The 25475-nt window shown below is 36.4% G+C and carries 25 protein-coding genes; 18 read left to right on the top strand and 7 right to left on the bottom strand.

Going from position 1 to position 25475, the window contains the following annotated elements:
* Window positions 1–31: 31 nt before the first annotated feature.
* Window positions 32–445, bottom strand: coding sequence for an HIT family protein (locus tag MKZ17_RS03250; protein ID WP_340722363.1), 414 nt, complete (start codon window positions 443–445; stop codon window positions 32–34).
* 179 nt (window positions 446–624) lie between these two features.
* On the opposite strand from MKZ17_RS03250, the gene MKZ17_RS03255 reads away from it, so the two are divergent.
* Together MKZ17_RS03255 and MKZ17_RS03260 are read left to right on the top strand one after the other, a co-directional pair.
* Window positions 625–1374 (top strand): ABC transporter ATP-binding protein, encoded by a 750-nt coding sequence (locus tag MKZ17_RS03255; RefSeq protein ID WP_340722364.1) that lies wholly within the window; start codon window positions 625–627, stop codon window positions 1372–1374.
* Window positions 1358–2536, top strand: a complete 1179-nt coding sequence (locus MKZ17_RS03260) for an ABC transporter permease (RefSeq protein ID WP_340722365.1) — start codon at window positions 1358–1360, stop codon at window positions 2534–2536. The genes MKZ17_RS03255 and MKZ17_RS03260 overlap by 17 nt, the downstream gene beginning before the upstream one ends.
* Before the next feature lie 35 nt (window positions 2537–2571).
* On the opposite strand, the gene MKZ17_RS03265 is transcribed toward MKZ17_RS03260, so the two are convergent.
* The 4 genes from MKZ17_RS03265 to MKZ17_RS03280 form a co-directional block, all read right to left on the bottom strand.
* Window positions 2572–3408, bottom strand: a complete 837-nt coding sequence (locus MKZ17_RS03265) for a flagellin N-terminal helical domain-containing protein (RefSeq protein ID WP_340722366.1) — start codon at window positions 3406–3408, stop codon at window positions 2572–2574.
* A 56-nt stretch (window positions 3409–3464) separates the two neighbouring features.
* A complete protein-coding gene (locus MKZ17_RS03270; protein ID WP_340722367.1) occupies window positions 3465–3992 on the bottom strand; it encodes a chromate transporter in 528 nt (175 codons plus the stop codon).
* Window positions 3989–4543, bottom strand: a complete 555-nt coding sequence (locus MKZ17_RS03275) for a chromate transporter (RefSeq protein ID WP_340722368.1) — start codon at window positions 4541–4543, stop codon at window positions 3989–3991. The genes MKZ17_RS03270 and MKZ17_RS03275 overlap by 4 nt, the downstream gene beginning before the upstream one ends.
* Window positions 4544–4614: 71 nt before the next feature.
* On the bottom strand, window positions 4615–5121 hold the full coding sequence (locus tag MKZ17_RS03280; protein WP_340722369.1) for a Target of RNAIII-activating protein: 507 nt from the start codon (window positions 5119–5121) through the stop codon (window positions 4615–4617).
* Between the two features lie 209 nt (window positions 5122–5330).
* Between MKZ17_RS03280 and hemE the strand changes: the two genes are divergently transcribed.
* The 9 genes from hemE (at window position 5331) to MKZ17_RS03325 (ending at window position 15542) form a co-directional block, all read left to right on the top strand.
* A complete protein-coding gene (gene hemE / locus MKZ17_RS03285) occupies window positions 5331–6380 on the top strand; it encodes a uroporphyrinogen decarboxylase (RefSeq protein ID WP_340722370.1) in 1050 nt (349 codons plus the stop codon).
* A 60-nt stretch (window positions 6381–6440) separates the two neighbouring features.
* A complete protein-coding gene (hemH, locus tag MKZ17_RS03290) occupies window positions 6441–7373 on the top strand; it encodes a ferrochelatase (protein ID WP_340722371.1) in 933 nt (310 codons plus the stop codon).
* 14 nt (window positions 7374–7387) lie between these two features.
* The gene (hemG, locus tag MKZ17_RS03295; RefSeq protein ID WP_340722372.1) at window positions 7388–8821 is read left to right on the top strand and encodes a protoporphyrinogen oxidase; all 1434 of its coding nucleotides are present in this window, start codon (window positions 7388–7390) and stop codon (window positions 8819–8821) included.
* A 181-nt stretch (window positions 8822–9002) separates the two neighbouring features.
* Window positions 9003–9956: a YncE family protein gene (locus MKZ17_RS03300; protein WP_340722373.1), complete on the top strand. Its 954-nt coding sequence runs from the start codon at window positions 9003–9005 to the stop codon at window positions 9954–9956.
* A gap of 3 nt (window positions 9957–9959) precedes the next feature.
* On the top strand, window positions 9960–10652 hold the full coding sequence (locus tag MKZ17_RS03305) for a response regulator transcription factor (RefSeq protein WP_340722374.1): 693 nt from the start codon (window positions 9960–9962) through the stop codon (window positions 10650–10652).
* On the top strand, window positions 10649–12037 hold the full coding sequence (locus MKZ17_RS03310; protein WP_340722375.1) for a sensor histidine kinase: 1389 nt from the start codon (window positions 10649–10651) through the stop codon (window positions 12035–12037). The genes MKZ17_RS03305 and MKZ17_RS03310 overlap by 4 nt, the downstream gene beginning before the upstream one ends.
* A gap of 2 nt (window positions 12038–12039) precedes the next feature.
* Window positions 12040–12549 (top strand): FixH family protein, encoded by a 510-nt coding sequence (locus MKZ17_RS03315; protein ID WP_340722376.1) that lies wholly within the window; start codon window positions 12040–12042, stop codon window positions 12547–12549.
* 142 nt (window positions 12550–12691) lie between these two features.
* On the top strand, window positions 12692–13267 hold the full coding sequence (locus tag MKZ17_RS03320; RefSeq protein WP_340722377.1) for a TetR/AcrR family transcriptional regulator: 576 nt from the start codon (window positions 12692–12694) through the stop codon (window positions 13265–13267).
* A gap of 88 nt (window positions 13268–13355) precedes the next feature.
* Complete coding sequence (locus MKZ17_RS03325) at window positions 13356–15542, top strand: YhgE/Pip domain-containing protein (protein WP_340722378.1); 2187 nt, start codon at window positions 13356–13358, stop codon at window positions 15540–15542.
* 215 nt (window positions 15543–15757) lie between these two features.
* On the opposite strand, the gene yhfH is transcribed toward MKZ17_RS03325, so the two are convergent.
* Window positions 15758–15883 (bottom strand): protein YhfH, encoded by a 126-nt coding sequence (yhfH, locus tag MKZ17_RS03330; protein WP_008406441.1) that lies wholly within the window; start codon window positions 15881–15883, stop codon window positions 15758–15760.
* Window positions 15884–16117: 234 nt separating this feature from the next.
* On the opposite strand from yhfH, the gene MKZ17_RS03335 reads away from it, so the two are divergent.
* The 7 genes from MKZ17_RS03335 (at window position 16118) to MKZ17_RS03365 (ending at window position 23832) form a co-directional block, all read left to right on the top strand.
* Window positions 16118–17110, top strand: coding sequence for a lipoate--protein ligase (locus tag MKZ17_RS03335; RefSeq protein WP_340722379.1), 993 nt, complete (start codon window positions 16118–16120; stop codon window positions 17108–17110).
* A 119-nt stretch (window positions 17111–17229) separates the two neighbouring features.
* Window positions 17230–17934, top strand: a complete 705-nt coding sequence (locus tag MKZ17_RS03340; RefSeq protein WP_340722380.1) for a response regulator transcription factor — start codon at window positions 17230–17232, stop codon at window positions 17932–17934.
* Complete coding sequence (locus MKZ17_RS03345; RefSeq protein WP_340722381.1) at window positions 17934–18917, top strand: sensor histidine kinase; 984 nt, start codon at window positions 17934–17936, stop codon at window positions 18915–18917. Before MKZ17_RS03340 ends, MKZ17_RS03345 begins: the two co-directional genes overlap by 1 nt.
* 10 nt (window positions 18918–18927) lie before the next feature.
* On the top strand, window positions 18928–19338 hold the full coding sequence (locus tag MKZ17_RS03350; protein WP_340722382.1) for a hypothetical protein: 411 nt from the start codon (window positions 18928–18930) through the stop codon (window positions 19336–19338).
* A gap of 25 nt (window positions 19339–19363) precedes the next feature.
* Window positions 19364–20137, top strand: coding sequence for an ABC transporter ATP-binding protein (locus MKZ17_RS03355; protein ID WP_340722383.1), 774 nt, complete (start codon window positions 19364–19366; stop codon window positions 20135–20137).
* Window positions 20109–22043: an ABC transporter permease gene (locus MKZ17_RS03360; protein WP_340722384.1), complete on the top strand. Its 1935-nt coding sequence runs from the start codon at window positions 20109–20111 to the stop codon at window positions 22041–22043. Before MKZ17_RS03355 ends, MKZ17_RS03360 begins: the two co-directional genes overlap by 29 nt.
* Window positions 22044–22281: 238 nt before the next feature.
* Window positions 22282–23832, top strand: coding sequence for a fatty acid--CoA ligase family protein (locus tag MKZ17_RS03365; protein ID WP_340722385.1), 1551 nt, complete (start codon window positions 22282–22284; stop codon window positions 23830–23832).
* Window positions 23833–23921: 89 nt separating this feature from the next.
* Here the strand turns inward: MKZ17_RS03365 and MKZ17_RS03370 are convergent.
* Window positions 23922–25252, bottom strand: a protein-coding gene (locus MKZ17_RS03370; RefSeq protein ID WP_340722386.1) for an IS3 family transposase whose coding sequence is annotated in 2 segments (ribosomal slippage) — window positions 23922–24877 and window positions 24877–25252 — 1332 coding nt in all. Because the reading frame shifts where the segments join, the coding sequence is not laid out codon by codon here.
* Window positions 25253–25475: the final 223 nt, after the last annotated feature.

The raw sequence follows: 25475 nt of genomic DNA on the forward strand, positions 1-25475 counted from the left end.
AATACAATAGAAGTTTAGTAAAATTTGAATATTATAGATTTTCTTTAATTTTTTCTGATAGTGTTGTTAGTATTGGGAATTCAACTTCATCAGCATTCCACTCAACGTTAATCCCATCAGTCTCATCGTAGCGAGGGATTAAATGTAGGTGGTAATGGAAAATTGTTTGGCCTGCCTCTGCACCATTATTATTTAACGTATTCATACCTACTGGATTAAAGGCGGCTTTAATAGCATTTGCAACTTTTGGTGCTGCTGCATATAAATTACGTGCAACGTCTTCTGGCATTTCAAATAAATCTTTACAATGTGCTTTTGGAATTAATAATGTATGCCCTTTGGTTACTGGCATAATATTCATAAAGGCATAGACATGCTCGTCCTCATAGACTTTTAAACTTGGTACTTCACCAGCAATAATTTTACAAAATAAGCAATCGCTCATTTTTTTCACTCCTCACATGAAATTTTTTTCTCTATTTTATCATATGTAGTATGGAAATTAACTTTTCCAAAGGGAAATTCTTCACTAAATGCTATAAATCACAAAGGTAGTAGGGACATTCAGTGTAAATATGTATTAGCTTTTGATAAACTAAATTTTAGAAAAGAGGAGTGACGACTGTGACAATATTACAATTACAAAATGTAACAGGTGGCTATACTCGAAAACCTGTTATTCAAGATTTGTCTTTTGAAATAAATAAAGGTGAGCTTGTTGGACTAATTGGATTAAACGGAGCAGGTAAAAGTACAACGATTAAACACATTATTGGCACACTTTTACCGCGTGAAGGAGAAATTCGTTTAAATGGTGTAACGCTACAGGAAAATATGGACAAGTATCGTTCAAGCTTCTCATACATTCCTGAAACGCCTGTCCTTTATGAAGAGCTGACATTAAAAGAGCATTTAGAATTAACAGCGATGGCATATGGATTAGATGAAAAAATGTTAGCAAGCCGTTCGGAAGTTCTACTTAAAGAGTTTCGAATGGAAAAGCGTTTAAATTGGTTCCCATCCCATTTTTCAAAGGGGATGCGTCAAAAAGTAATGATTATGTGTGCCTTTTTAGTTAATCCAAGCCTTTATATTATTGATGAGCCATTTGTAGGGTTAGACCCGCTTGGTATTCAATCATTACTTGATCAAATGGATGAGAAGAAGAAAAGTGGCGCTTCGATTTTGATGTCGACACATATTTTATCAACAGCTGAAAAACATTGTGACCGAATTATTTTGCTACATGAGGGACGCGTTCGTGCACAAGGAACAATGAAGGATTTACGAAAAGCATTCAATATGCCTACAGCTTCATTAGATGACTTGTACATTGCGATGGCGAAGGAGCAAGACGATGAACAACATGCATAACGTTTGGGCAAAGCGCTTTGAGCATTATATAGGCGAAGTAATGAAATATATGCGCTTCGTCTTTACTGGGCATATTGCAATTGTGCTAGTTTTTATTATAGGAGCGGGTGGCTATCAATATAGTGAATGGTTAAAAGTTGTACAGCCAGATTTTCCAGCAGAATGGCTAATTGCTATCGTTATCGGTGTCCTCGTAACATTTAGTCGACCAGTTACCTTATTAAAGCAGCCTGACCAAGTATATTTACTTCCATTAGAGAGTCAAATGAAAAGTTACTTTAAAAAGGCTATGAACTGGACGTTTTGGTCACAACTATTACTTCCGACCGTATTATTTATTGTTTCAATCCCTTTATTAAAAGAAGTAACTGAGCTTTCTGTTGCTGAAATTTGGTCTGTTGTTGTGTTTATTATTGTATTAAAATACCTTAACGTGCGTAGCGAGTTTTATTATCGCTATGTTAGTCGTGGGCATTCGATTGCGTTAGACCGTATTGTTCGAATTGCCGTATCTATTCTAGCGATACAATCATTTTTAACGGATGGATTATTTGGCGCTGTGTTTTTAGTGATGCTCGCTTATTACGCCTTTACATTAAATAAAAAAATGATCAATCAACCCGTACCGTACGAGCACTTTATTTCACTAGAACAAAATCGAATGATGAGCTTTTATCGATTCGCCAATTACTTTACAGACGTACCACATTTAAAAGGGTCCATTAAGCGCCGAGCTTGGCTAGATGTGCTTTATAAAGGCATTTCATTCAAAAAGGAAAATACGCAAGCTTATTTAGTGTATCGTACATTTGTACGTACAGATGATCACTTTTATTTATGGGTGCGATTAACAGTAATAGCTGCTATTGTGGCAATGTTTATTACGATACCGTTTGTCACATGGATTGTTGTAGCGGCAATGGCATTTGCGACAACATTACAGTTAAAATATGCGCTCATGTCTGCAGGCGAATTCCGTATGGATATGCTCTATCCAATACCACGTGAAACCCGTAAGCAGGCAGTTGCCAAATTACTCCGATTATTAGCGTTTATACAAGCCGTACTTGTTATGCTTAGCGCAATTATGCAGCCTCAATTTTATATTATTCCTGTCGTGATTCTCGTTGTCAGTGAGATCACATTAAGGATGTCAAAATAAAAATAGAGCGGTTAGCGAATAAAAAGCTAACTGCTCTATTTTTTAAGCCCAGTATTTAACAGATTTAAAATGGAATAGGCTTGTTGCATATGAAGTTTCATTGCATATTGAGTTGCCTGCATTAAAATACTTGCTTTTGCAAAGTTCATCATTTCTTTTGCAATATCCGCGTCACGAATACGAGATTCGGCTGCCGATAAGTTTTCAGATGTATTCATTGTTACATTGTAAGCATGCTCTAATCGGTTTTGGTAAGCCCCTAATCGCGAACGCTCCATCGAAGTTTGCCTTAGTGAAGCATCAAGAGCTGAAATCGATTTTTCTGCATCCTCTCTTGTAGCAATAGATAATTGATCCATGCCTAAAGAATTACTGCTTACTTCACCAATTAACACCTCAATCGTTTGCCCACTATTTGCTCCTACTTGGAGTTTTAAGCCTTGATCCTTATAGTCACCATTGAGTAAAGTACGTGTATTAAATTCCGTATCTGTTGAAATGCGCGTAATTTCTTTCTTTAATTCTTGAAATTCAATGTCGATTAATTTTCTGTCATCATCGGTGAGAGTATCACTAGCAGCTTGAACAGACAATTCACGCATTCGCTGGATGATTGCATGGGTTTCGTTTAGTGCACCTTCTGCTGTTTGAATTAAAGAAATGCCATCTTGAATATTTTTGCCAGCCATATTTAACCCATGAATTTGAGCTCGCATTTTTTCGGAAATCGCAAGTCCAGCTGCATCGTCTGCAGCACTATTAATACGATAGCCTGTAGAAATACGGTACAACGCTTTATTCATGGCGTTATAGTTACGCGTATAATTATTGTAAATTGTTAATCCCGTAGCACTCCAGCTACCAATTCGCATAGTGCTCACCTCCAAAAAGATATTTGTTTATAGTATCGGTTGGTAAAATAAATAATTTATAAGAAAAAACCACCGATTAATAAGCCTGCTGCGATAACAAACGCCGGATGAATGTTTCGTTTTTCTAAGGCTAAATAACTTGCAATTACAAGTAAGATTGTCGGCACTATTGAGATTAATTCATATGAAGTTTGCAAAAAATCAAAAGTTAACGTTAGTAATAATACGGCAATTGCTGGTAAGACAAAATTTGATAATCGCTTAACACGCGGAGAATTCCGATATTTGTATAATAAGTTTAATAATATAAGCATCAATGCTAAGGAAGGACCAATCGTTGCAAATAAAGCGATTGCACTCCCGGCAATACCTGCTACTTCAAAGCCAATATAACCGGCCATTTTTGTTGCAATCGGTCCGGGTAGAGAATTGGCAAGGGCTAGAAATTCACTAAATTCAGTTTTCGTCATCCAGCCATATTTATCTACCACCTCATGTTCAATAAGTGGAATAGCAGAAGGGCCACCACCATACGCAAGAATATTTGGGAAAAAGAACGCCAAAAATAGTTGGAAGTACGTCATGAGGCATCCTCCTCTCTTTTAACAGGTAATGCAAATGCTAGAACAAGTAAAGCGGCGATAATAATGCCAGGGTGAATATTTAATAATACAATGCCGACAAAGCTAAAGATAAAAATAACACTAGCAATTTTTATTCCTAAGGAGGCTTTGGATTTCTTTATAAAGTCCCATGTTAAAACACCCATCATTACAGCAACAATTGGAATAACTCCATTGGTCATCCCGCTAACAAATTTTGAATGGCTAAATTGTTTTAATGAACTAAGTAAAATAATTAATATAATTACAGTTGGTAAAGCTGTGGCAATAATTGCATTAATAAGTCCAAGCCATCCACCAACACGATAACCAATATAGCCAGCCATTTTTGTCGCAATTGGTCCAGGCAATGTATTCCCAATAGAGATCACATCTGAAAATTCTTCATCTGTCATCCATTCGAAGTTTTTTACGACTTCTTTATGTACAAGTGGAATGGTTGTTGGCCCACCACCAAAACCTAAAATACCTGATCTAAAAAAAGCGATGAAAATATCACGCTGCCTTTTCACGGCATTTCCTCCTAACTAATGATTAGAAATTAGAAGAGCTACCCTAAATTAGGAATAGCTCTTATTAAGCATTATTCTTTCGGTGGTGCACTATATGTCGTAAGATAAGAAGACGCATTAAACATTGATTGCATTGCTGAAGCAGTGCCTTCAATGATAGGAGCGATAGAAGTAGTATAGTTTTCACTGTTTTTCCATACTTCAAATGAAACCGGTCCACCCCATTGAATAATTAATAAATATATTTCAGCTTTTATTGGTCTTAAAAAACGATATGCTATAACAGCATCATTTGTTCCTAACGACGGAATTACATCTAAAACCTTTTTCTCGAAAACTGGACGATCATCTGACATAATAGGCATATTGTAAAAAGTGAAAAAGCCCTTTTGCTCAAACGTTCCTTTACTATCTAGCACTTCAAAATTACGAGGAACTGCAAAAATTGATTTCTTTTCCGTTTCATGCAAGACAACAGAGTTCCCATCGCCGTGAAGTAAAATAAGTGGCTCCTGTTGATGCTTTGCAATTAACTTTTCCATATAATCAGATGTCCCTGATGTTACATAAAAATTCATGGCTAAGCCCTCCTTTTACTGTATTATTTCCATTTATAAAGGTGTTCAAGCTATTTGTCAAAAAAATCCTGTAGAAAGGAACAATTTTATGACATTTTCTTAAGAAAACTATACATTAATAAATGAAAAGTTTATAGTCGATAATGGATATCAATGACGTTTTTAGTAATTAGAAGTATAAATATTAAATTGAAGGGTAGAAATCAAACATGACGAAATTTAATGATACCTTATTACGTGCAACACGCGGTGAAGAAGTAGAACATACGCCAGTTTGGTTTATGCGCCAAGCAGGTCGTTCACAACCAGAATATCGTGAAATTAAAGAAAAATATTCATTAGAAGAAATTACGATGCAACCAGAATTATGTGCATACGTTACGCGTTTACCTGTAGAACAATATAATGTGGATGCCGCAATTTTATATAAAGATATCGTAACGCCACTTCCAGGAATCGGTGTCGATGTAAAAATTAAAGCAGGTGTTGGCCCGGTTATTTCAAATCCTATTCGCACAGTAGCGGATGTTGAAAAACTTGGTGAGTTTAATGCAAAAGAGCATACGCCGTTTGTTTTAGAAACAATTAAGCTACTTACAACAGAGCAATTAAATGTGCCGTTAATTGGTTTTGGCGGTGCACCATTTACATTAGCGAGCTATATGATTGAAGGCGGGCCAAGCCGTAACTACGCAAAAACAAAATCATTCATGGTGTCACAGCCACAAGCTTGGTTTGCATTAATGGATAAGCTAGCGGATATGATTATTGCCGATATTACAGCGCAAGTCGAAGCAGGCGCAAAAGCTATTCAAATTTTTGACTCTTGGGTTGGCGCTTTAAGTGTTGAAGATTACCGTATTTTCATTAAGCCTGTAATGACGCGCATTTTTGGTGAGCTACGTCAACTAAATGTGCCATTAATTCAATTCGGTGTTGGCGCATCTCATTTAGTGAGTGACTGGCATGATCTACCGATTGACGTTGTTGGATTAGATTGGCGCTTACCAATCCGAGACGCAGAGGCACGCGGTGTAACTAAAGCAGTACAAGGTAACTTAGACCCAACATTATTACTAGCAGACTGGAATGTTCTTGAAGCACGTGCAAAGGATATTGTTGACCAAGGTTTAGCTCATAAAGGCGGCCATATTTTCAATTTAGGTCACGGTGTATTCCCGGAAGTAGACCCAGCAGTACTGAAGCGATTAACGACATTCGTTCATGACTATAGCCGTGAAAAATTATTAAATCGCTAACATACATTCTTCAAATAGTTCGTAAAAAGACGTTTAAAAATTTTTTAGAGGTGATAAAACATGAAAGAAGTACGCGGTTTATTAGTAATGGCATATGGTACGCCATATAAAGAAGAAGATATTGAACGTTATTACACACATATTCGTCACGGTCGTAAACCATCACAAGAACATATTGATGATTTAACAGCGCGTTACCGTGCAATTGGCGGTATTTCACCTTTAGCGAAAATGACAGAAGCACAAGCACAAAGTTTATGTGCACGCTTAAATGAAGTTCAAGATGAAGTGGAATATAAATTATTTATCGGCTTAAAGCATATCGAGCCATTTGTAGAAGACGCTGTAGAAGCAATGGTTAAAGAAGGAATTACAGAAGCGGTATCAATCGTTCTAGCACCACACTTCTCAACATTTTCTATTAAATCATACAATGGCCGTGCAAAAGAAGCTGCAGAAAAACTTGGTGGTACATTAAATATTACGTCAGTAGAAGCGTGGTATGACGAGCCGAAGTTTATTGAGTTTTGGAAAGAGGCTGTTAATGGTGAGCTAGCAAAAATGTCTGATGAAGAACGGAATAATTGTTGCTTAATCGTTTCTAATCACTCATTACCAGAAAAAATTAAATTAGCTGGTGATCCATATGAAGAGCAATTAATTGAAACAGCGCGTCTAATTGAACAAGCTTCTAACATTGAAAATGTAGAAGTTGGCTGGCAATCTGCAGGTCAAACACCAGAGCCATGGTTAGGACCAGATGTACAAGATTTAACAAAAGAATTATTTGAACAAAAGGGCTATAAAGCATTCATTTATACACCAGTTGGATTCGTTACAGAGCATTTAGAAGTTTTATACGATAACGACATTGAGTGTAAAGTCGTTTGTGATGAAATTGGCGCAAGCTATTATCGTCCAACAATGCCAAATACGCATCCATTATTTATTGATGCAATGGTTGATGCGATTAATAAAAAATTAACGAATTAACATAGAGAGTGATGATGAAGGTGACGTTAAAAAAGAGAAAGGTTGTTATCGTTGGCGGTGGAATCACAGGCTTAACGACAGCATTCTATTTACAGCAAAAAGCGAAGGCGCTTGACGAGTTAATTGAGATCATCATTATTGAAGCGTCCCTACGTTTAGGAGGAAAAATCCATACTGTACGAAAAAATGGGTTTATCATCGAACGTGGCCCAGAATCGTTTTTTGATACAGGTAGCAATGTTCGTAATTTAGCGCGTGATTTAAACATCGAACATGAAATAATTCAAAATAATAATGGTCGAACATTCATTGCAATCGGTAACGAACTTCATCCTATTCCGAGCAATATTTTGCTCGGAGGGTCACCTAAAATCCTTTCGTTTATGAAATCGAATGTCCTTTCTTTAAGTGGTAAAGTTCGCGCGGCAGGAGATTTATTTTTACCGAAGCTTCCGCATGAAGCAGATGAACCGATTAGTGCGTTTTTCCGTCGTCGGTTCGGGAAAGAGGTTGTAGAAAATCTTGTGGAGCCTGTGTTAGCAGGTACGTTTGCAGGTGATGTCGACCATCTCAGTATAAATTCCATGTTCCCGCAGTTTTACCAGTTAGAGAAAGAATATCGTAGTCTTTTAATTGGTATGAAAAAGACGGGGAAGGGAATTTATGCCTTATCAGATACACCAGGTGAAATCCATTACGAATCCTTTGTAAATGGGTTGGAAGCTTTAATAGAGGCATTAGAAAATGCATTAAGTGAACAAATCATTTTAAAGGGGTTAAAGGTAGATTCTATTGAAAATCTGCAAGACAATTCATTACAAATATATTTGAATGATGGAAGTACGATTGAAGCTGATAAGGTTATTGTGACAACCCCGTTCAATATGACAAAAAAAATATTCCGTGATTCAGAAGTTATGCAACAAATGCCGTATATGAGCTATGCAACAATCGCGACCGTAACGATGTCATTTAAGAAAGGTCAGATGAAAAACTATACGGATGCACTTAACTTCTTCGTTTCACGCAATAGTGATTTAGCGATTACAACTTGCACGTGGAGCTCTCATAAATTTAATAATGCAACTCCAGAAGACCATGATATGCTACGTGTTTATATCGGTCGTGTAGGGGATGAATCAATTGTTGAACTATCTGACAGTGAAATTGAAAAAATTGTCTTACAAGATTTAGAGAAGGCAATTGGGCTAAAAGCTAAGCCGATCTTCACAGTTGTAGCACGGTGGAAGGAAGCAATGCCTCAATATACAATTGGTCATGAAGTACGATTGGCAACGATGAAAAAACAATTCGTTCAAGAATATCCGCATGTGATGTTAGCCGGTAGCTCTTATGAAGGTATTAGTATCCCAGATTGTGTGAAACAAGGAAAAGAAGTTGCTGATGAGGTTTTTAACCAATTACTCAATCATAAGATAGTCATTTAAGTTGAACTATTCCTTATAGAATTGGACAATAACGCTGTATTAAAAGTTTATACTTTTAATGCAGCGTTTTTGGTTATAAATAAAAGACGATGTAATTACGAAGAAGTTCACAAATTCATCGAATAGCTTTCATGCAAATTTCACATTTTTTTAGTACCCTAATAAGGAGAGGTGCATCTTTATGAAAACAATTCGAATCGTTTTTTTGTTGCTACTAATCGTTTTTCTAACCAGCTGCTCACATGATCACTTTGAGGGAATCGATCCTCATCGGTCGTTTATTGCATCTGTAAATATATTAGAGCCATCTATTGTCTATTATGACCAATCAGCAAAAGAAATAGCTACGTGGTCATTAAATAAAGCTTACACAGGAGCTACACTTGTTGGTCATGATGCAGTTCTATTATTTGGGAATCAATTAACAGAAGCGGATTTATATGAGTTATCTTCTGGGAAACATATGAAATCAATTCAAACCGGTTTAGGTGTGACAAATGCTTACTTCGATGACCAAACGGATACTATATTTATGACTAATAGTAAAACGAATGAGCTCTCATCCTATACAAAGAATGGAGAGCTAAACAAAAGTGTGCCATTAGGTAATTATCCGATGGCGATGATTGCTTATGATGGGAAACTATACGTCATTAATTATAAAGATACAATCCTTTCGATTATTTCAACGACTACATTACAACGTATCGATGAATGGCAGATTCCTAAATCCTCCAATGGTTTATTTGTATCAAAAGAGACAAATGAGTTGTGGATTGGTGGTCATGGAGAAGGAAGTAAGCCGAACGATGCAGTGAACGTATATGACCTTACAACAGGGGAAAAGATAAATGAAATTCCGATGCCTTTAATGCCAGTAGCTTTTTCACAAAAGGACGGTGAAGTAGCGGTTGTAAGTCATGGAACGAATATGCTGTATGTTGCTAAATTAAATGGGGACATTATGAGCAAGCAAGAAATTGCTGCGAATCCATTTGCAGTAGCACATTTTAAGGACCAACTTGTCATAGCAGGTTACGATGATCATACACTTTACTTTATTCAAAACAATCAAATTTTACATCATGTTGAAACCGGCAATGGTCCATTTCAGTTGCTTGTAAGGGAGGGCTAGTAATTGGCAAAAATCTTAATAGTGGATGATGAAGAGAATATGCGTCAATTAATCGAAATGTTCCTTTCGAAAGCAGGCTTTGAAACAGTGACAGCCTGTAATGGAACTGACGCATATCATGTCTTAACACAGCAACAAATAGATCTAGTACTACTAGATATAATGATGCCAGGAGAAAATGGTTTTATTGTTTGTGAAACGGTTCAAGCAATTACAAAGGTACCGGTCATTTTCCTTACAGCACTTGATGCCAATGAAGATAAGGTAAGGGGCTTGACGATTGGTGGAGATGATTATATTGTAAAGCCCTTTGCAGCAGATGAATTAATTGCTCGTATTCAAGCGGTGTTACGAAGAACAGGTATGACAACTGTACAAGCAGCAGTTAACTACTTACAATGTGGCGTTATTAAAATGGATGAAGTGTCCCGTAAAGTATATATTGGAGGGGAAGTAGTGGCACTCACATTAAAGGAGTTCGAGCTACTGCATTTATTTATGCAAAATCCAAATAACGTTTATTCTCGTGAACAGTTGTTAGAGCGAATATGGGATTTGAATTATGCAGGTGGTACACGTACAGTTGATACACATATAAAAACACTTCGTATAAAATTAAGTAAAAAGTCAAAGGAAGCGAGCGAATACATTCAAACTGTATGGGGAATTGGCTATCGCTTTGAAAAAATATCATGAAAAAGCTGTCATCAAAAATTTGGTTGCTTATCGTGTTATTTTTAAGTGCTACAGTTTTATTTATGTACATATTCACGAATTTTTTATATGAACAGTTGTATGTTGAAGATACTAAATCAACGATGGTAGAAGTTGGTGATAAACTGCAATCAATCTATAAAGGTGGAAAGGTTTCAGATGAATTAATTGCTCAAATTGAGGATTATGCAGCTTATTCAAACTTTGAAATTTTTGCCGTACGTAACCCACGGGAATTAAGTGCATGTGTACCATTTGATATTGATTATGATACATTAATTGGTCCTGACGAACGTAGGCAGCTTATTGCTGGCCGAGAGGTAATAAAAATTGGCTATGAACCACGATTCGAACGACAAATTATTTCAGTTATTTTACCATTTACAGATCAAAATCGCTTGGAAGGCATTATTTATCTTTACTATCCATTAGCGAAAATTTCAGAGCTCGCAAAAGAAGAAGTAATTTTGCTCATTACAGGAGCGGCTATGTTTTTAATGGTTGCTGCATTTTTCGTTTATTGCGGCATGCGAAAAATATTACGGCCTCTTTCGAATTTACAGCAGGCAGTTCATCAAATGGCGAGTGGAGATTATGGGACAAGGGTAGAGGTTACCTCAAAAGATGAAATTGGGAACTTATCTGCAGCTTTTAATCAAATGGCAAACTCAATTCAAAAAGAAGATGAGGCACAAAAGTCATTTTTAGCGACTGTTTCTCATGAATTACGTACACCAATAAGCTATGTAAAGGGATATAGTGAAGCAATTCAGCAAGGCGTAATTGAAAAAGAAAAGCAAGGGGAAGCGATTCAATTAATCGTTCGAGAGTCAGCCCGAATGGAACGATTGACAAACGAACTAATGCAGCTAGCGCGTAAAGAACAAGCTTTTAATCCTTCCGAAATGGAACCACTTATTTTAGCTGAGACGATTCGAGATGTATTAACTTTGTTGGAGCAACAAGCACGAGTAAAAAATATACAGTTTGTTCAAACGCTAGAAGAAGAATTAATTATTATGGGCTTTGAAGAAAAAATGAAACAAGTGTTTATTAATACTATTGAAAATGCTATTCGTTATTCAAATGATGGTGGTTCCATTTATATTGAATCGAATGAAATTAGCAAAAGTGCTTCAATTACCATCAGAGATGAAGGAATAGGTATACCGAATGAGGATTTACCTTACGTAACAGAACGTTTTTATCGTGTGAATAAAGCACGCAGTCGTTCGGATGGTGGTAGCGGGCTAGGATTATCAATTGTTGATCAAATTATTAAGCAGCATAACGGCAGCTTAACAATACAAAGTGAATTAAATATCGGAACGAGCGTGAACATTACGCTCCCATTAATGGAGGAATAAACATGAAAAAGTGGCTTTACAGTGCAGTATTAGTACCTTTTTTATTATTTGGTTGTAGCAATGAAGAAGTAGAAGTGGATACATTAGATAATGGTGTAATGCCGGCAGAAGTAGTTGTAGAAATTCAAACACCGGAGAAACTAAATGTGAATGAAGATGTTGAACTAACTGCAAAAGTTACGCAAAATAATGAGGCGGTTAATGATGCGGATGAAGTGAAATTTGAGGTGTGGGAATCGGGTCTCCGTGATGACGGACAAATGCTTGACGGAAAGTTAACGGAGGACGGTGTTTATGTGGTCGATTATACATTTGATCACGATGGTGTATATTATATGTTTGCACATACAACTGCGCGCGGTTTACATGTAATGCCAAAACAAAAGCTTATTGTTGGTAATCCCGATATGAGTAAAGTGCTTGAAGATACAAGTTCAAAAACTATGGACCACGACACAAGCGATAGTGAAGGTCATAATGAAGAAGAAAAAGAAGAAGATCACAATCATTAAATATTTAATAGTTGCAAAATAGTGTGAAGCGAGTATAATGATGACCAGATGACCAAATAGGTTTTCTGGTCATTTTTAATTATCTAGGCAAAAACGCAAGTCCTTCGCATAATTAAGTAATATCAATTGGGGGGGTGGATATATGGATCGCCGACAAGAAATATTAATCGCTGCAACAAAATCTTTTACACTGTTTGGTTATAAAGCAACAACAATTGAACAAGTCGCGAAAATTGCTAATGTCGGTAAAGGAACTATTTATACGTTTTTTTCTAATAAGGAGGAGCTTTTTCAAGAAGTTGTTCTACATTTGATTGATGAAATGAAACGTGAAACAGATAAAACAATTAACGAAAATGTTAGCTTTATGGAAAATGCCCACACTGCACTAATGAAAATGCTCGAGTTTAGAGAACGACATTTATTATTTGTGAAATTAATTGAAGAAGAAAAGGCATTGCGAACACCTGAAGTAATTCAGATGCTTTTAAAAATCGAAGGTGAAATCGTGTCTTATGTCTCAATGCGAATTCGCAAAGGGATGGAAAAAGGCGAAATTAATGAATGTAATCCAGAGCATGTGTCATACTTATTATTTAAATCATATATTGCATTTATCGTAGATTGGCAGTTAACACATAAAGAACCACTAAATCAACAAGAAATTTTATCATTATTTAGTGAAACGATTTTTCGTGGTTTAGCAAAAAAAAAGTAATCTTCACTTCCTATGGAGTGAGTTTCTTTTTACAATAAAATGACCGAATGACGATTTTGGTCAATTAGTATTTTAAGGAGGTATTTTTTTGATAAAAGCAGAATGGCTCAAAATATTGAAAACAAAAAAAATGCTTATTTCAGTTATTGCTGTGCTATTCGTCCCTGTTATGTATAGTGGGATGTTTTTATGGGCGTTTTGGGATCCATATGCCAACCTAAAAAGCATGCCAGTTGCCATTGTTAATGAAGACAAAGGTGCAACGATGGATGGGGAAACGATGGAGCTTGGTGATACGCTAGTAGATAAGTTGATTGATAGTCAGCAATTTAAGTTTGAGGAAGTTAACGCAAGTGAAGCCGATGAGCTTTTGCAGGAGCAAAAATATTATATTTTAATTAAAATTCCAGAAAACTTTTCAGAGCATGCTACTTCTTTATTAGAGGAAAAACCACAAAAACTAGTCATTGATTACATCCCAAATGAAGGCTTCAATTTTTTAGGAGCACAAATTGGTGAAACGGCGATGGACCGAATTAAAGCAGAAGTCAATACGCAAGTTTCTGCAACTTATGCAGAAAAATTATTCGACTCAATTGCTAAGTTAGGTGATGGCTTTAATGAAGCGGCAGATGGTGCAGGGCAATTAGATGACGGTGCGCAAAAAATAAAAGACGGTGCAGATGATTTAAAAGGTTATCTTGAACAACTCGCTTCGAGTTCAATCGAATTATCAGATGGTACCAATACATTAACAGAAGGTGCAAAAAAAGCAGCAACTGGCGCAAATGAATTAGCGAACGGGGTTGCAACGATAGCCGATGGAAGTAGCCAGCTAGCTGAAGGTGCAAAAACGGCATCAGATGGTGCTAGCGCATTGCAACAAGGCATAACAAATTATACAGCAGGTGTTTCACAAGTAGCTGATGGACAAAAAGAGTTAACGGCTGGTCAAGCAAGCTTAGCAGAAAATTTATCGTTATTATCACAAGGAACTGCTAATATCGATGATAAAATTAAAGCATTAGCGGATGGTTCAGCAAATGTAACAGGCGGTATGAATCAATTGGCTGAACAATTGCAAGCAATCTTACCATTGTTACCTGAAGAGAATCAAGCTGCTTTAAAAACGGCTATAGAGCAACTAAAATCAGGTGCCCAGCAAGTAAGTGGAGGGCTAACACAGCTTTATGAAGGTACGAATGGTTTAGATGATAAAATTGCTGCATTAAGCGATGGGGCAAGAAAACTGAATACTGGTCAACAACAAGTAGGTACAGGTGTTGCACAGCTCCAACAAAATTCTGCACAACTTTTAGAAGGTGCAAATGCATTATCTACAGGGAATACAACATTAGCTGAAAAATTAGCAGAATTAACAACAGGTGCTTCAGCAGCTTCAGCAGGTGCAACTGAATTAGCATCAGGATTAAATACTTTAGTTGATGGTTCAAGTAAATTAAATGATGGTACATCTCTACTTGCAGATAAGTCAGGAGAGCTTGCTCAAGGTTCAGCCACATTAGTTGATGGTACAAAAGAGTTAGCAGATGGTACAACAACTTTATCTGAAAAATTAGTAGAGGCAACAAAGCAAGTTGATGTTAATCCAACTGAAGATACGTACAATATGGTTGGTTCACCAGTAGAAGTAGAAAAGGAATCGATTAATGAAGTGCCAAACTATGGTACAGGATTTGCGCCTTACTTTATTTCTTTAGGTTTATTTGTAGGAGCATTATTAATTTCAATCGTATTCCCATTCGTTGAGCCAGCTATTCTACCGAAAAACGGAGCAAGTTGGTTTATTAGTAAAGTTTCTGTATTAATGGGTGTTGGCTTAATTCAATCATTTGTGACAATTGCAATTATGATTTGGGGACTTGGCCTTGAAGTAAATAATATGCCGCAATTTATTGCCACAACGATTTTAACAAGCTTTGTATACTTGGCAATGATTCAAATGCTTGTGTCTCTGTTTGGTGATCCAGGACGATTTATTGCGATTATTATTTTAATTTTGCAGCTAACAACAAGTGCGGGGACATTCCCAATTGAATTAGTACCGGAACAGCTTCAAATTTTCAACAAGTTTTTACCAATGACATTCACTGTACAAGGATTTAAAGCAGCGATTTCTACTGGTAATACAAGCTTCTTACTATTTAATTGGTCAGTTTTAGGAGCTTACATGGTAGGCTGCTTAGCAATTACATTTGGCTACTTCGCTTTAATTCACAAAAAGCGTTATTCAAAGCATCATGTAGAGGCATAATAACAAAAAAAGCACATGAAATGCGTTTGCGAAAACCATTTCATGTGCTTTTTCTATAAATTCGTACTTCAATAAGTGCGAATCAATTTCACCGTTAATAAGGAATAAAAAAAACCATGAGCATTGAGCGTGCTCATGGTTTTGGTGTAAGCGTAATAGGTTCATCTTTATCTAAGATGAAGGTTTTGTACAGCTAGTTGAACAGAATATCAGATTTAAAGAGAGTTGCATTTATCACAATTGTTGCTGTAGCACTCACTTTGTTCTTCAATTTTGTCGCCACATTGTACGCAAATTTTATCTGGTAAGTTTTTGAAAAATTCAACTACGTTTTCTAACATTGTGTCTGCCTCCTTTAACTAATCTGTTATATTACTTCTGTCTATATTACGTATTGTATTATAACAGATTTAATTCGTCAACACAAAACATCAAATTTAAGTTAAAATAAGGTGAAACTTCAATCCGTGAGCTCTTTCACGGATTGTTAGAGGTCACCAATCGGGCATTTACGGGTAGTTTGAAATTACTTCCAGTTGATGCAGCAAGGACAATTTCTGAAGGAGTGAATAATCTTGTATTTTATCGATAACAAGGGCATTACAGATCCACGCATTAACTTGGCAATCGAAGAGTATGTATTGAAAAATATGGATATCGAAAAGGATGATTACTTACTGTTCTATATTAATCAACCATCGATTATCATCGGTAAAAACCAAAATACAATTGAAGAAATTAATACAGACTACGTGGAAGAAAATGGAGTAATCGTCGTACGTCGACTTTCAGGTGGTGGAGCAGTTTACCATGATTTAAATAACTTAAATTTCAGCTTCTTAACGAAAGATGATGGGAACAGTTTCAATAATTATAAGAAGTTTACACAGCCTGTAGTAGATGCTCTTGCAAAGCTTGGGGTAAACTCTGAACTTTCAGGACGAAATGACATTTTAGCAGAAGGAAAGAAAGTATCTGGCAATGCACAATATTCAACTCGTGGCCGAATGTTTAGTCATGGAACACTAATGTTTGACTTAGACATCGATGCGGTCGTTAATTCATTAAAAGTAAAACAAGATAAGATTGAATCAAAGGGAATTAAATCGGTACGTTCACGTGTCGCGAATATTGTGGACTTCCTTCCTGAAAAAATTACAGTAGAACAGTTCCGTTTGGAAATTTTAAAATCAATTTTTGGTGGCGAAGAAAATATTCAATATTATGAGCTAACAGAAGAAGATTGGACAAACATCCATGAAATTTCAAAAAATCGCTATCAACAATGGGAATGGAATTACGGGAAATCTCCACGCTTCAACATTCAAAAAACACATCGTTTCCCTTCAGGTGGTATCGATATTCGCTTAGAAGTGAATAAAGGAATTATCGAAGAAGCGACAATTTTTGGCGATTTCTTTGGTGTTGGCGATGTAGAGGAAATCGAGCAGCTACTAATCGGTACAAAATATGACCGCTTAGCAATCAGTGAAAAGCTGCAGGATGTTGATATTTCAAAATACTTTGGTGGCATTACATCAGAAGATTTTTTACAAGTTATTTATTAAACCTCACGTAAAAGAGAAGGCTCCTATTTTCGAGTACTTCTCTTTTTTGCTACAATAAAGAGTGGAGATTAATTTGATTATTAACCATTTACATATAAATAAAAAAGGAGGCCATTTAAATGGAAAAGCATCGTATTTTTATCGTGGAAGACGATCCGAAAATTGCCTCTCTTCTTGCTGATACATTGCGTAAGTACCAGTACGAGGTAGAGACAATTCTAGACTTTGATTTATTAGTGGAACAGTGTTTAACATTTTCACCACATATTATTTTATTGGATATTAATTTACCGTCTTACGATGGATACTATTGGTGTCGAAAATTAAGGCAACATACGAAGTGTCCAATTTTATTTATTTCGGCACGATCAGGTGAAATGGATCAGATTTTTGCACTTGAAAATGGTGGAGATGATTTTATAACAAAGCCTTTCAACTATGAAATTGTACTCGCAAAAATTCGTAGCCACTTACGACGAACATACGGGGAATATTCAGTAAGACAAGAAGAACGAACAATTGCTCAAGGGCAGTTGACATTGTATTTAGAACGAATGGAGCTGCAATTAAAAGATTTAATTGTACCACTACAAAAAAAAGAATGTATTATTTTAGGGCTTTTAATGGGGCAGGCACCAAAAGTTGTTTCAAGGGATCAACTGCTGGAAGAATTGTGGGATGACCAAGCTTTTGTAGATGAAAACACATTAAACGTAAACATGACACGTGTTCGGAAAAAGTTGGCCGATTACGGAATTTTATCTGTCATTGAAACGGTGCGAGGAGCAGGTTATCGCTTCCTTTTAAGCCCGGAGGAAATGTAATGGCCATCAAATTATTTATTAGAGAGCACTTATCTTATTTGATTTTTCAAGTAGTTTTAACGCTATTTTTAATTGCACTTTTTTGGCTAGAAGGCTTTCGAAATATGGATACTGCCATCTACGCAATAACAATCGGGGTTTTATTAATCACATCCTTTTTAGTCATTCGTTATATGTTAAGACGGCGCTATTTAGCAAAAATTGTAGAGCTTCCAATTACGATGGAAGATGCTTTACAAAAGAATGCTAAAACTTCTGAATATGCCTTAACAGAACGCTATCTAAATCAATTGTACAAGTTGTATCAGCACGAGGTGCAAAGTTTATATGCAACCCAATCGAGACAGTATAAATTCATGAATCAATGGGTACATCAAATGAAAACACCTGTTTCTGTATTAGAGCTTTTATTGCAACAGGAGGAAGAACTAGATAAAAAAAGTGTTCAGGAAGAAGTCGAGCGCTTAAAACGAGGGCTTGAGATGGTGCTGATGCATGCACGATTAGAAAACTTCGAAGACGATATGCAAATTGTAAAAGTTCCGCTAAAGTCCATTGTAACAACAACTATAAATGACAATAAACGCCTTTTCATTGCGAACCGTGTGTTTCCTGATGTTCAAATTGAAGACGACTTAATGGTGATGAGCGATTCGAAATGGCTACGTTTTTTAATAGAACAATTTATAACAAATGCTGTGAAATATACGTTTGAACCGAATAAAAAAATATATATTTCCACTAAACAAACAGATCACCACGTTCACTTAACATTTCGTGATGAAGGGATAGGAATTCCAAAGTCAGACTTATCTCGTGTGACGAAGGCATTTTACACGGGGGAAAATGGACGGAAAACAGGGGAATCTACTGGAATGGGTTTATATATTGCAACAGAAATATGCAGCAGGCTAGGTCACCAGATGCATATTTCATCTGAAGTAGGACAAGGGACAACAATCGAAGTCATTTTCCAATCATAGGAGGAGCACTATGGTACAAATCAAAGAATGGGTGTTAGCGGTAGATATCGAAAATACAAAAATGGCTTATGAATTTAATAGTTATCGATGTATAAGTAATGAATGCCGAAATTTTGTTGTAGCTTGTGAAAATAAGCTAGATGAGAACGTACTAAAATTTGCTGACCAACTGGGTATTGATTTAACAAAGCCAAGCCAGTTAGAAAGCCACCAAGTCAATAATAATTCGGCCATAATGTATACAGGGAAGTACCATGTTCTTGGTCAGATTATTGAAGGGGAGATTGATGCATGGGATGTTATATTAGATCAACATTGTTTTTCTTTAACGGAAGAGTTCACTATGATACCAATCGTTATGGAAGGACCTGTGATTGAAATAAGCTTTGAAGTTGTGTTGCCATGGGTGCTAGAGCTATGACAAATCGAATGATTGAGGGAGTATTATGTCTATTTTACAAATACATGAAGTAACAAAGGTTTATGAGGGAAAAGTTACGAAACGCGCATTAAATCAACTTAGCTTTGAAGTGGAAAGAGGCGAGTTTGTAGCAATTATGGGTCCATCAGGTAGCGGGAAAACGACGCTACTTAACATGGTTTCGATGATAGATACCCCGACTTCTGGCGAAATTCAATTTAACGGCACAAAGCCTCAAACATTGGATATTGAGGAACTTGCGTATTTCCGCCGCCGTCAATTAGGATTCGTCTTTCAGGATTTTAATTTATTGCCGACATTGTCTGTTGAGGAGAATATCATTTTACCGTTAACCCTTGATGAGCAGCCAATTTCTGTGATGGAGGAACGCTTACAGTATTTAAGTGAGCAGTTGGATTTAACAGACATTTTGCAAAAGCGTCCGAATGAAATTTCCGGGGGGCAGGCTCAACGAACAGCTATCGCGCGCGCGCTTATTCATGAACCAATGCTCATATTAGCGGATGAGCCAACAGGAAATCTTGATTCCAACTCATCGAGGGAAGTGCTTGAACTTCTCGGTAAAATGAACAAGGAAAACGGTGCGACAATTATGATGGTTACACATGATCCGATTGCTGCGAGCTATTGTGACCGTGTTATCTTTATTAAAGATGGGGAGTTTTTTAATGAAATTTATAAGGATGATCGCCGTCAAACGTTTTTCCAACGTATTTTAAATGTCTTAAGTTTATTAGGAGGACATGTCGGTGACTTTTCTTCAATTCGCTTACCGTAACGTTTTCCGTAACTTCCGAAATTATGCTGCCTTCTTCATGGCGAGCTTTTTTTCGGTTTTTGTGTTTTTTATTTATTCGATGCTGATGTTTCATCCGGAAATTGAGCGAGGCTTTTTAGGAGAAGTATCCATTGCAGGAATGGTATTTGCTGAAATAATTTTAGTGTTATTTTCATGGTTTTTTATTTTTTATTCGATGCGCGCGTTTTTAGAAGCGCGGACAAAAGAGTTTGCGATTCTACTGCATCTTGGTATGGGTCGAAATCAGCTTGGAAAATTAATCTTCATTGAGACAATGACCATTGGGCTATTTTCTTCTATCGCAGGGATTTTATTTGGTTTTGCCTTTTCAAAGTTTTTCTTTATGATTGTGCGTGAAATTTTAAACTTAAGCGCGCTCCCATTGTATCTTTCATGGGAACCTTTTGTACTTACGCTTTTTGTTTATTTAAGTGCGTTTATCGTTATTTCGACTATTACGATGACGTTTACACCAGAATTAAAGATTCGTGAGCTAATTCGCGGACCAAAGTACGTTGAAGTGGTTGATTCGTATTCGAAGCGTAATGCAGCTTTAGGAGTCGTATTAATTTTAATTGGCTATTTACTAGCGATTGTAACGACAAAGTCTTCTATTTTTAGTTACACTTTATTAATTCCGTTTTTTGTTACTTTCGGAACCTATTATTTTTTCACGGATACGACGATTTATTTAATTGATCGGATGAAAGGTAGAAAGCATTTTTACTGGAAACGTTCTCGCATGCTTGCTATGGCTGAGCAGGTGCAAATATTACGTACCAATTCTAAAATGTTCTTTATTGTTACGCTTGTTTCTACATTAGCTTTTCTAACCGTTGGTATATTGTCAGCGATGTCATCTTATACATCACAGTACGATAAACTAAATCCGATTGGCATTATTTATAAAGGTGTAGTGGACAATCCATATGAACTTGGTCACATCTTATCTCTTATTGAAGAGCTTGAGGAAAGTGACATAAGCTATCATATGACACGCTTTTCAGTTATCCGCCAAACCTCTACGTTTACATCCAATCCAGTAGAGGTATTTAGAGAAACGGATATTAATCATTTGTTGTTTTCTTTTAAATATCCACTTGTAAATTTACATAGTGGTGAAGCTATGTTTATCCCTTATTCTGAGGATTCGATAAAAAAATTGGAGAAAACAACGGTTGAAACAGTTCTGAAGGAAAATAATTTAAAATTGACAATTAATAGTGTCTATCCGAAAATGTTCTTCCCTTCAGCAATGATAAGCAGTAATGCCATTATTATAAGCGATGAGGATTTCTTGAAATTAGAGAATGAATTTGAACGAGCTCCTGCTGTAGAGCCGGGTTATCACTTATTTACATTTGATATTCCAAATTGGACTGAAACCGAAGAAATAGGTTTAGGCATCTATCAAATGGTCGCAAGAGATTACGTTTTAAATGAGACGTATTCATTGCCATTTTATTTTGAAAATGCAGGATTAAGTTATTCTTATATATTAGCAACTTATTCTTTACTGACACTTGTAGGAATTTTAGTTGTAGCAGTTTTCTTGCTTGCTTCAGGAAGTTTTGTATATTTCAAATTATATGCATCACTGGATCGAGAGAAAAAACAATTTGATATGCTAAAACGAATTGGATTAACTGATAAGGAAATGAAACGAATTGTAACGCGAAATTTAATCATTCAATTTTTCTTGCCGTGGGGCTTAGCCCTTGTGCATAGTGCATTTGCGTTCTATGTTGTGCAAACTATACTTCATGATGTGATGAATCTATCAATTGTAAAAGAGGTCGTTATTTCGTTTTCGATGTTTGCAATTATCCAAATTGTGTACTTTTTCTTAATACGTTGGCGCTACATAGCGCATATTCGTGCTTAACAGAAAAATGTCGTAAATGCAGTAAAAATGTCTTATTCAACAAAAATAATGCATAAAACGGAAATTCATTATTGTTTTATCAATATACTTATTTTATACTCTTAATAAAGTGAATATTTGTTCATTTGAAATAATGGCAGTTTTTATTCGACATGAAAGGGCATGGCGATGGAAGCTTCATTGAATCGGGCTAAAAAGAAACAAAGGGCTTTTTAGCGAGATAAAGGGGATGGGTGTATTGAATTTAGTTGAAAAAGTAAGACAACAAGCTTTCGAACAACCAGAAAAAACAGCTTATTATTTTTTAGGTAAAGGTACGACGTATGGAGAACTTGAGCATACAATTGCCACGTTTGCAGCAGCCTTACAAGATTTAGGTGTACAAAAGGGCGATCATATCGCATTTTTACTCGGCAATACACCGCATTACATTATTTCGTTGTACGCATCAATGCGCATTGGGGCGACAGCAATTCCAATCAATCCAATTTATACAGCAGACGAAATTTCATACATTATTAAAAATGGAGATGTAAAAGTTGTCATTGCATTAGATATGTTATTACCACTTGTGGAGGCAGGGGTGCAAGGATTCCCACAAGTAATAAAGTACATCGTATGTGAGACGTCTCCTGATGTAGCGGACAAATATGCGACGTTAAGTGATGCAGCAAAAGCAAAAACAACATTATTTACACAAGTACTAGCGACAACTTCGCGCACAGTTGATCCAGTGGAAGTACAACCTGATGATACAGCAATAATATTGTATACATCTGGTACAACAGGACAACCAAAGGGCGCGATGTTAACACATAATAATTTATATTCCAATGCTCGAGATGTAGGCGAATATTTAAAAATGAGTTCGGATGACCGTGTCATTGCAACGTTACCCGTTTTCCATGTTTTTGCATTAACTGTTGTAGTAAATGCACCATTAACGCAAGGGGCTACATTACTTTTAGCACCACGCTTTAGCCCAGGAGAAATCTTCGAATTAGCTGCGGCTTATAAAGCGACTGTATTTGCGGGTGTACCAACGATGTTTAACTTCTTATATCAATATGAAGCAGGTAATGTGGAAGCGTTTTCAAACTTACGTTTAGCGATTTCAGGTGGCGCTTCATTGCCAGTATCGTTATTACATAACTTTGAACAAAAGTTTAATGTACGTATTTCGGAAGGGTTTGGTTTATCAGAAGCTTCACCTGTTACATGCTTCAATCCTATTGATCGTGAACGTAAAGCTGGATCAATCGGCCAATCCATCATAAATGTTGAAAATAAAATTGTGGACGAAAATGGTGAAGAAGTGCCAGTAGGTGAAGTTGGGGAATTAATCGTTCGCGGTCCAAATGTCATGAAGGGCTACTATAAAATGCCTGAGGAAACAGCCGTTGCAATTCGAAATGGTTGGTTGTACACTGGTGATTTAGCAAGAAAAGATGAGGAAGATTACTTCTATATTGTCGATCGTAAAAAGGATTTAATTATTGTTGGCGGTTATAATGTCTACCCTCGTGAAGTAGAAGAAGTTTTATTCTCTCATAACGGTATTGTAGAAGCTGCAGTAGTCGGATTCCCAGATCCAAACTTTGGCGAAGCAGTTCATGCTTATGTTGTACTAAAAGATCCGGCAGTGTCTATAGAAGAAATTAAAGAATATTGTGCAAAACATATAGCAAAATATAAGGTTCCAACTGTAATCGAAATTTTAGACGAGCTACCAAAAAATACGACAGGGAAAATTTTACGCCGCTCACTAAAACAAACTGCAAAAATTTAATTTAAATACTTTATAAAGAGGCAGGACATCAGTAGTGAACTGAACCCTATTTTGTAGACAGTTTAATAAAAAACAAGATAGCCATTTAATTAGGCTGCGATTAGATGACTTCGGTAACTCGCCGGAGTCATCTTTTTTAATGTCCATTGCTTTCTTGTGTGGTTGTAATGCGTGATATAGTCAATGACTTGTGTATGTAGCTCCGTGAAACTTTCAGCTTCATGATAATCGACTTCATCTTTAAAATGACCAAAGAACGATTCCATTGGCGCATTATCTAGACAGTTTCCTCGACGTGACATGGATTGTTTTAACCCCATGTCTTTCACAAGCGTCTGAAATCCTGGATGCGTATAATGAAACCCCTGATCCGAATGAATCATTGCTTCCGGATGAAGATTCCCATCCAAATGATGTTTTAATTGTTCAAGTGTTTCATAAACAATCGACAATTTAAGAGTAGTAGCTAGTTTATACGCAACGATTTCTCTCGTTGCGACATCTTTTACACATGATAAATAAGCCGTACGGCCACCCTTATATTGGAGATAGGTAATGTCTGTTAAGAAGACTTTTCCTGGCTCGTCTTGTTTGAATGCCCGATTTAAGTAATTTGGAATTTGACGATGTGCTTCATTCGCTTTTTCTATAAGTCGATAAGGATTGGCACGACGAACCTTCGCATACAAATTAAATTTACGCATCAATCGAAGAATTTTTTTATGGTTCATCGGTTTCCCTAATTGGTCCACCAGTTCCATATAAAACCCTCGATAACCAATTTTGCCTTTTGCTTCATCATAGATTACTTTTAGTAAAAGATAATCTTGATAATCAGCTTCTTCACGTAATGAATGTTTCTCCATATTTTGTCGCCATTTATAGTAACCACTCGAGCTGACATTTGCTACTTCACAAAGATACCGTGTCATATTTTTGAGTTGAAATAATCGAATCGTTTCACTGATTGCTTGATATTTTTCTTTGGGTGTTAAAAACGATTCTTCTTCGCCTGCCTTTCCATTTCGTCGAGCTTTTTTAAGAGCGCTAGCTCTGCTTCCAATAGACGAATACGAGCTTCTGCTTTCTCTAACTTTTTATCAGCTGATAATTTTTCGGCACGTGGGCGACCTGTACTGCCTTTTCCACGACGCTCTTGTGTAAAACCATCCTCACCGTATGTTTGATAAATTTTCTTCCACCTATGAACAGCACTTTGAACTTTTTTAATCCCGATGATTTCTAAATCAAAGCCTGCAGCTTTGAAGATTTCGGTAGGCCCTTTGCCTTTTAGATTTTCTTGAACAGCTTTTAATTTGAAAGCTACTGTATATTGAATAGATCGATCGGTTATCAAAACGACATTTGGATTCTGTTCAATTTGTCGACGTTGATGTTCGTTAAAAATTATTTTACTCATGATGTTCTCCCATTCTTAAATCGTATGGTCAGTATAACGGGGATTTCTAGGAATGAAAATAGAAAAAACCCCGAATAGGTCACTTTTTTCTAAAGTGTCTACTATTCGGGGTTCAGTTCATAGATAGCTCTTGTATTTTTTAAAATTTGAATAATAAAAATAAACTTTATTTAAATTGGTTGAAGTGAAAGGTCGACGCTAAGGAAAGCTTACCCGGAATGAA

Source organism: Solibacillus sp. FSL R7-0682 (genome assembly GCF_038005985.1).
In the GTDB taxonomy this organism is placed as follows: Bacteria; Bacillota; Bacilli; order Bacillales_A; family Planococcaceae; genus Solibacillus.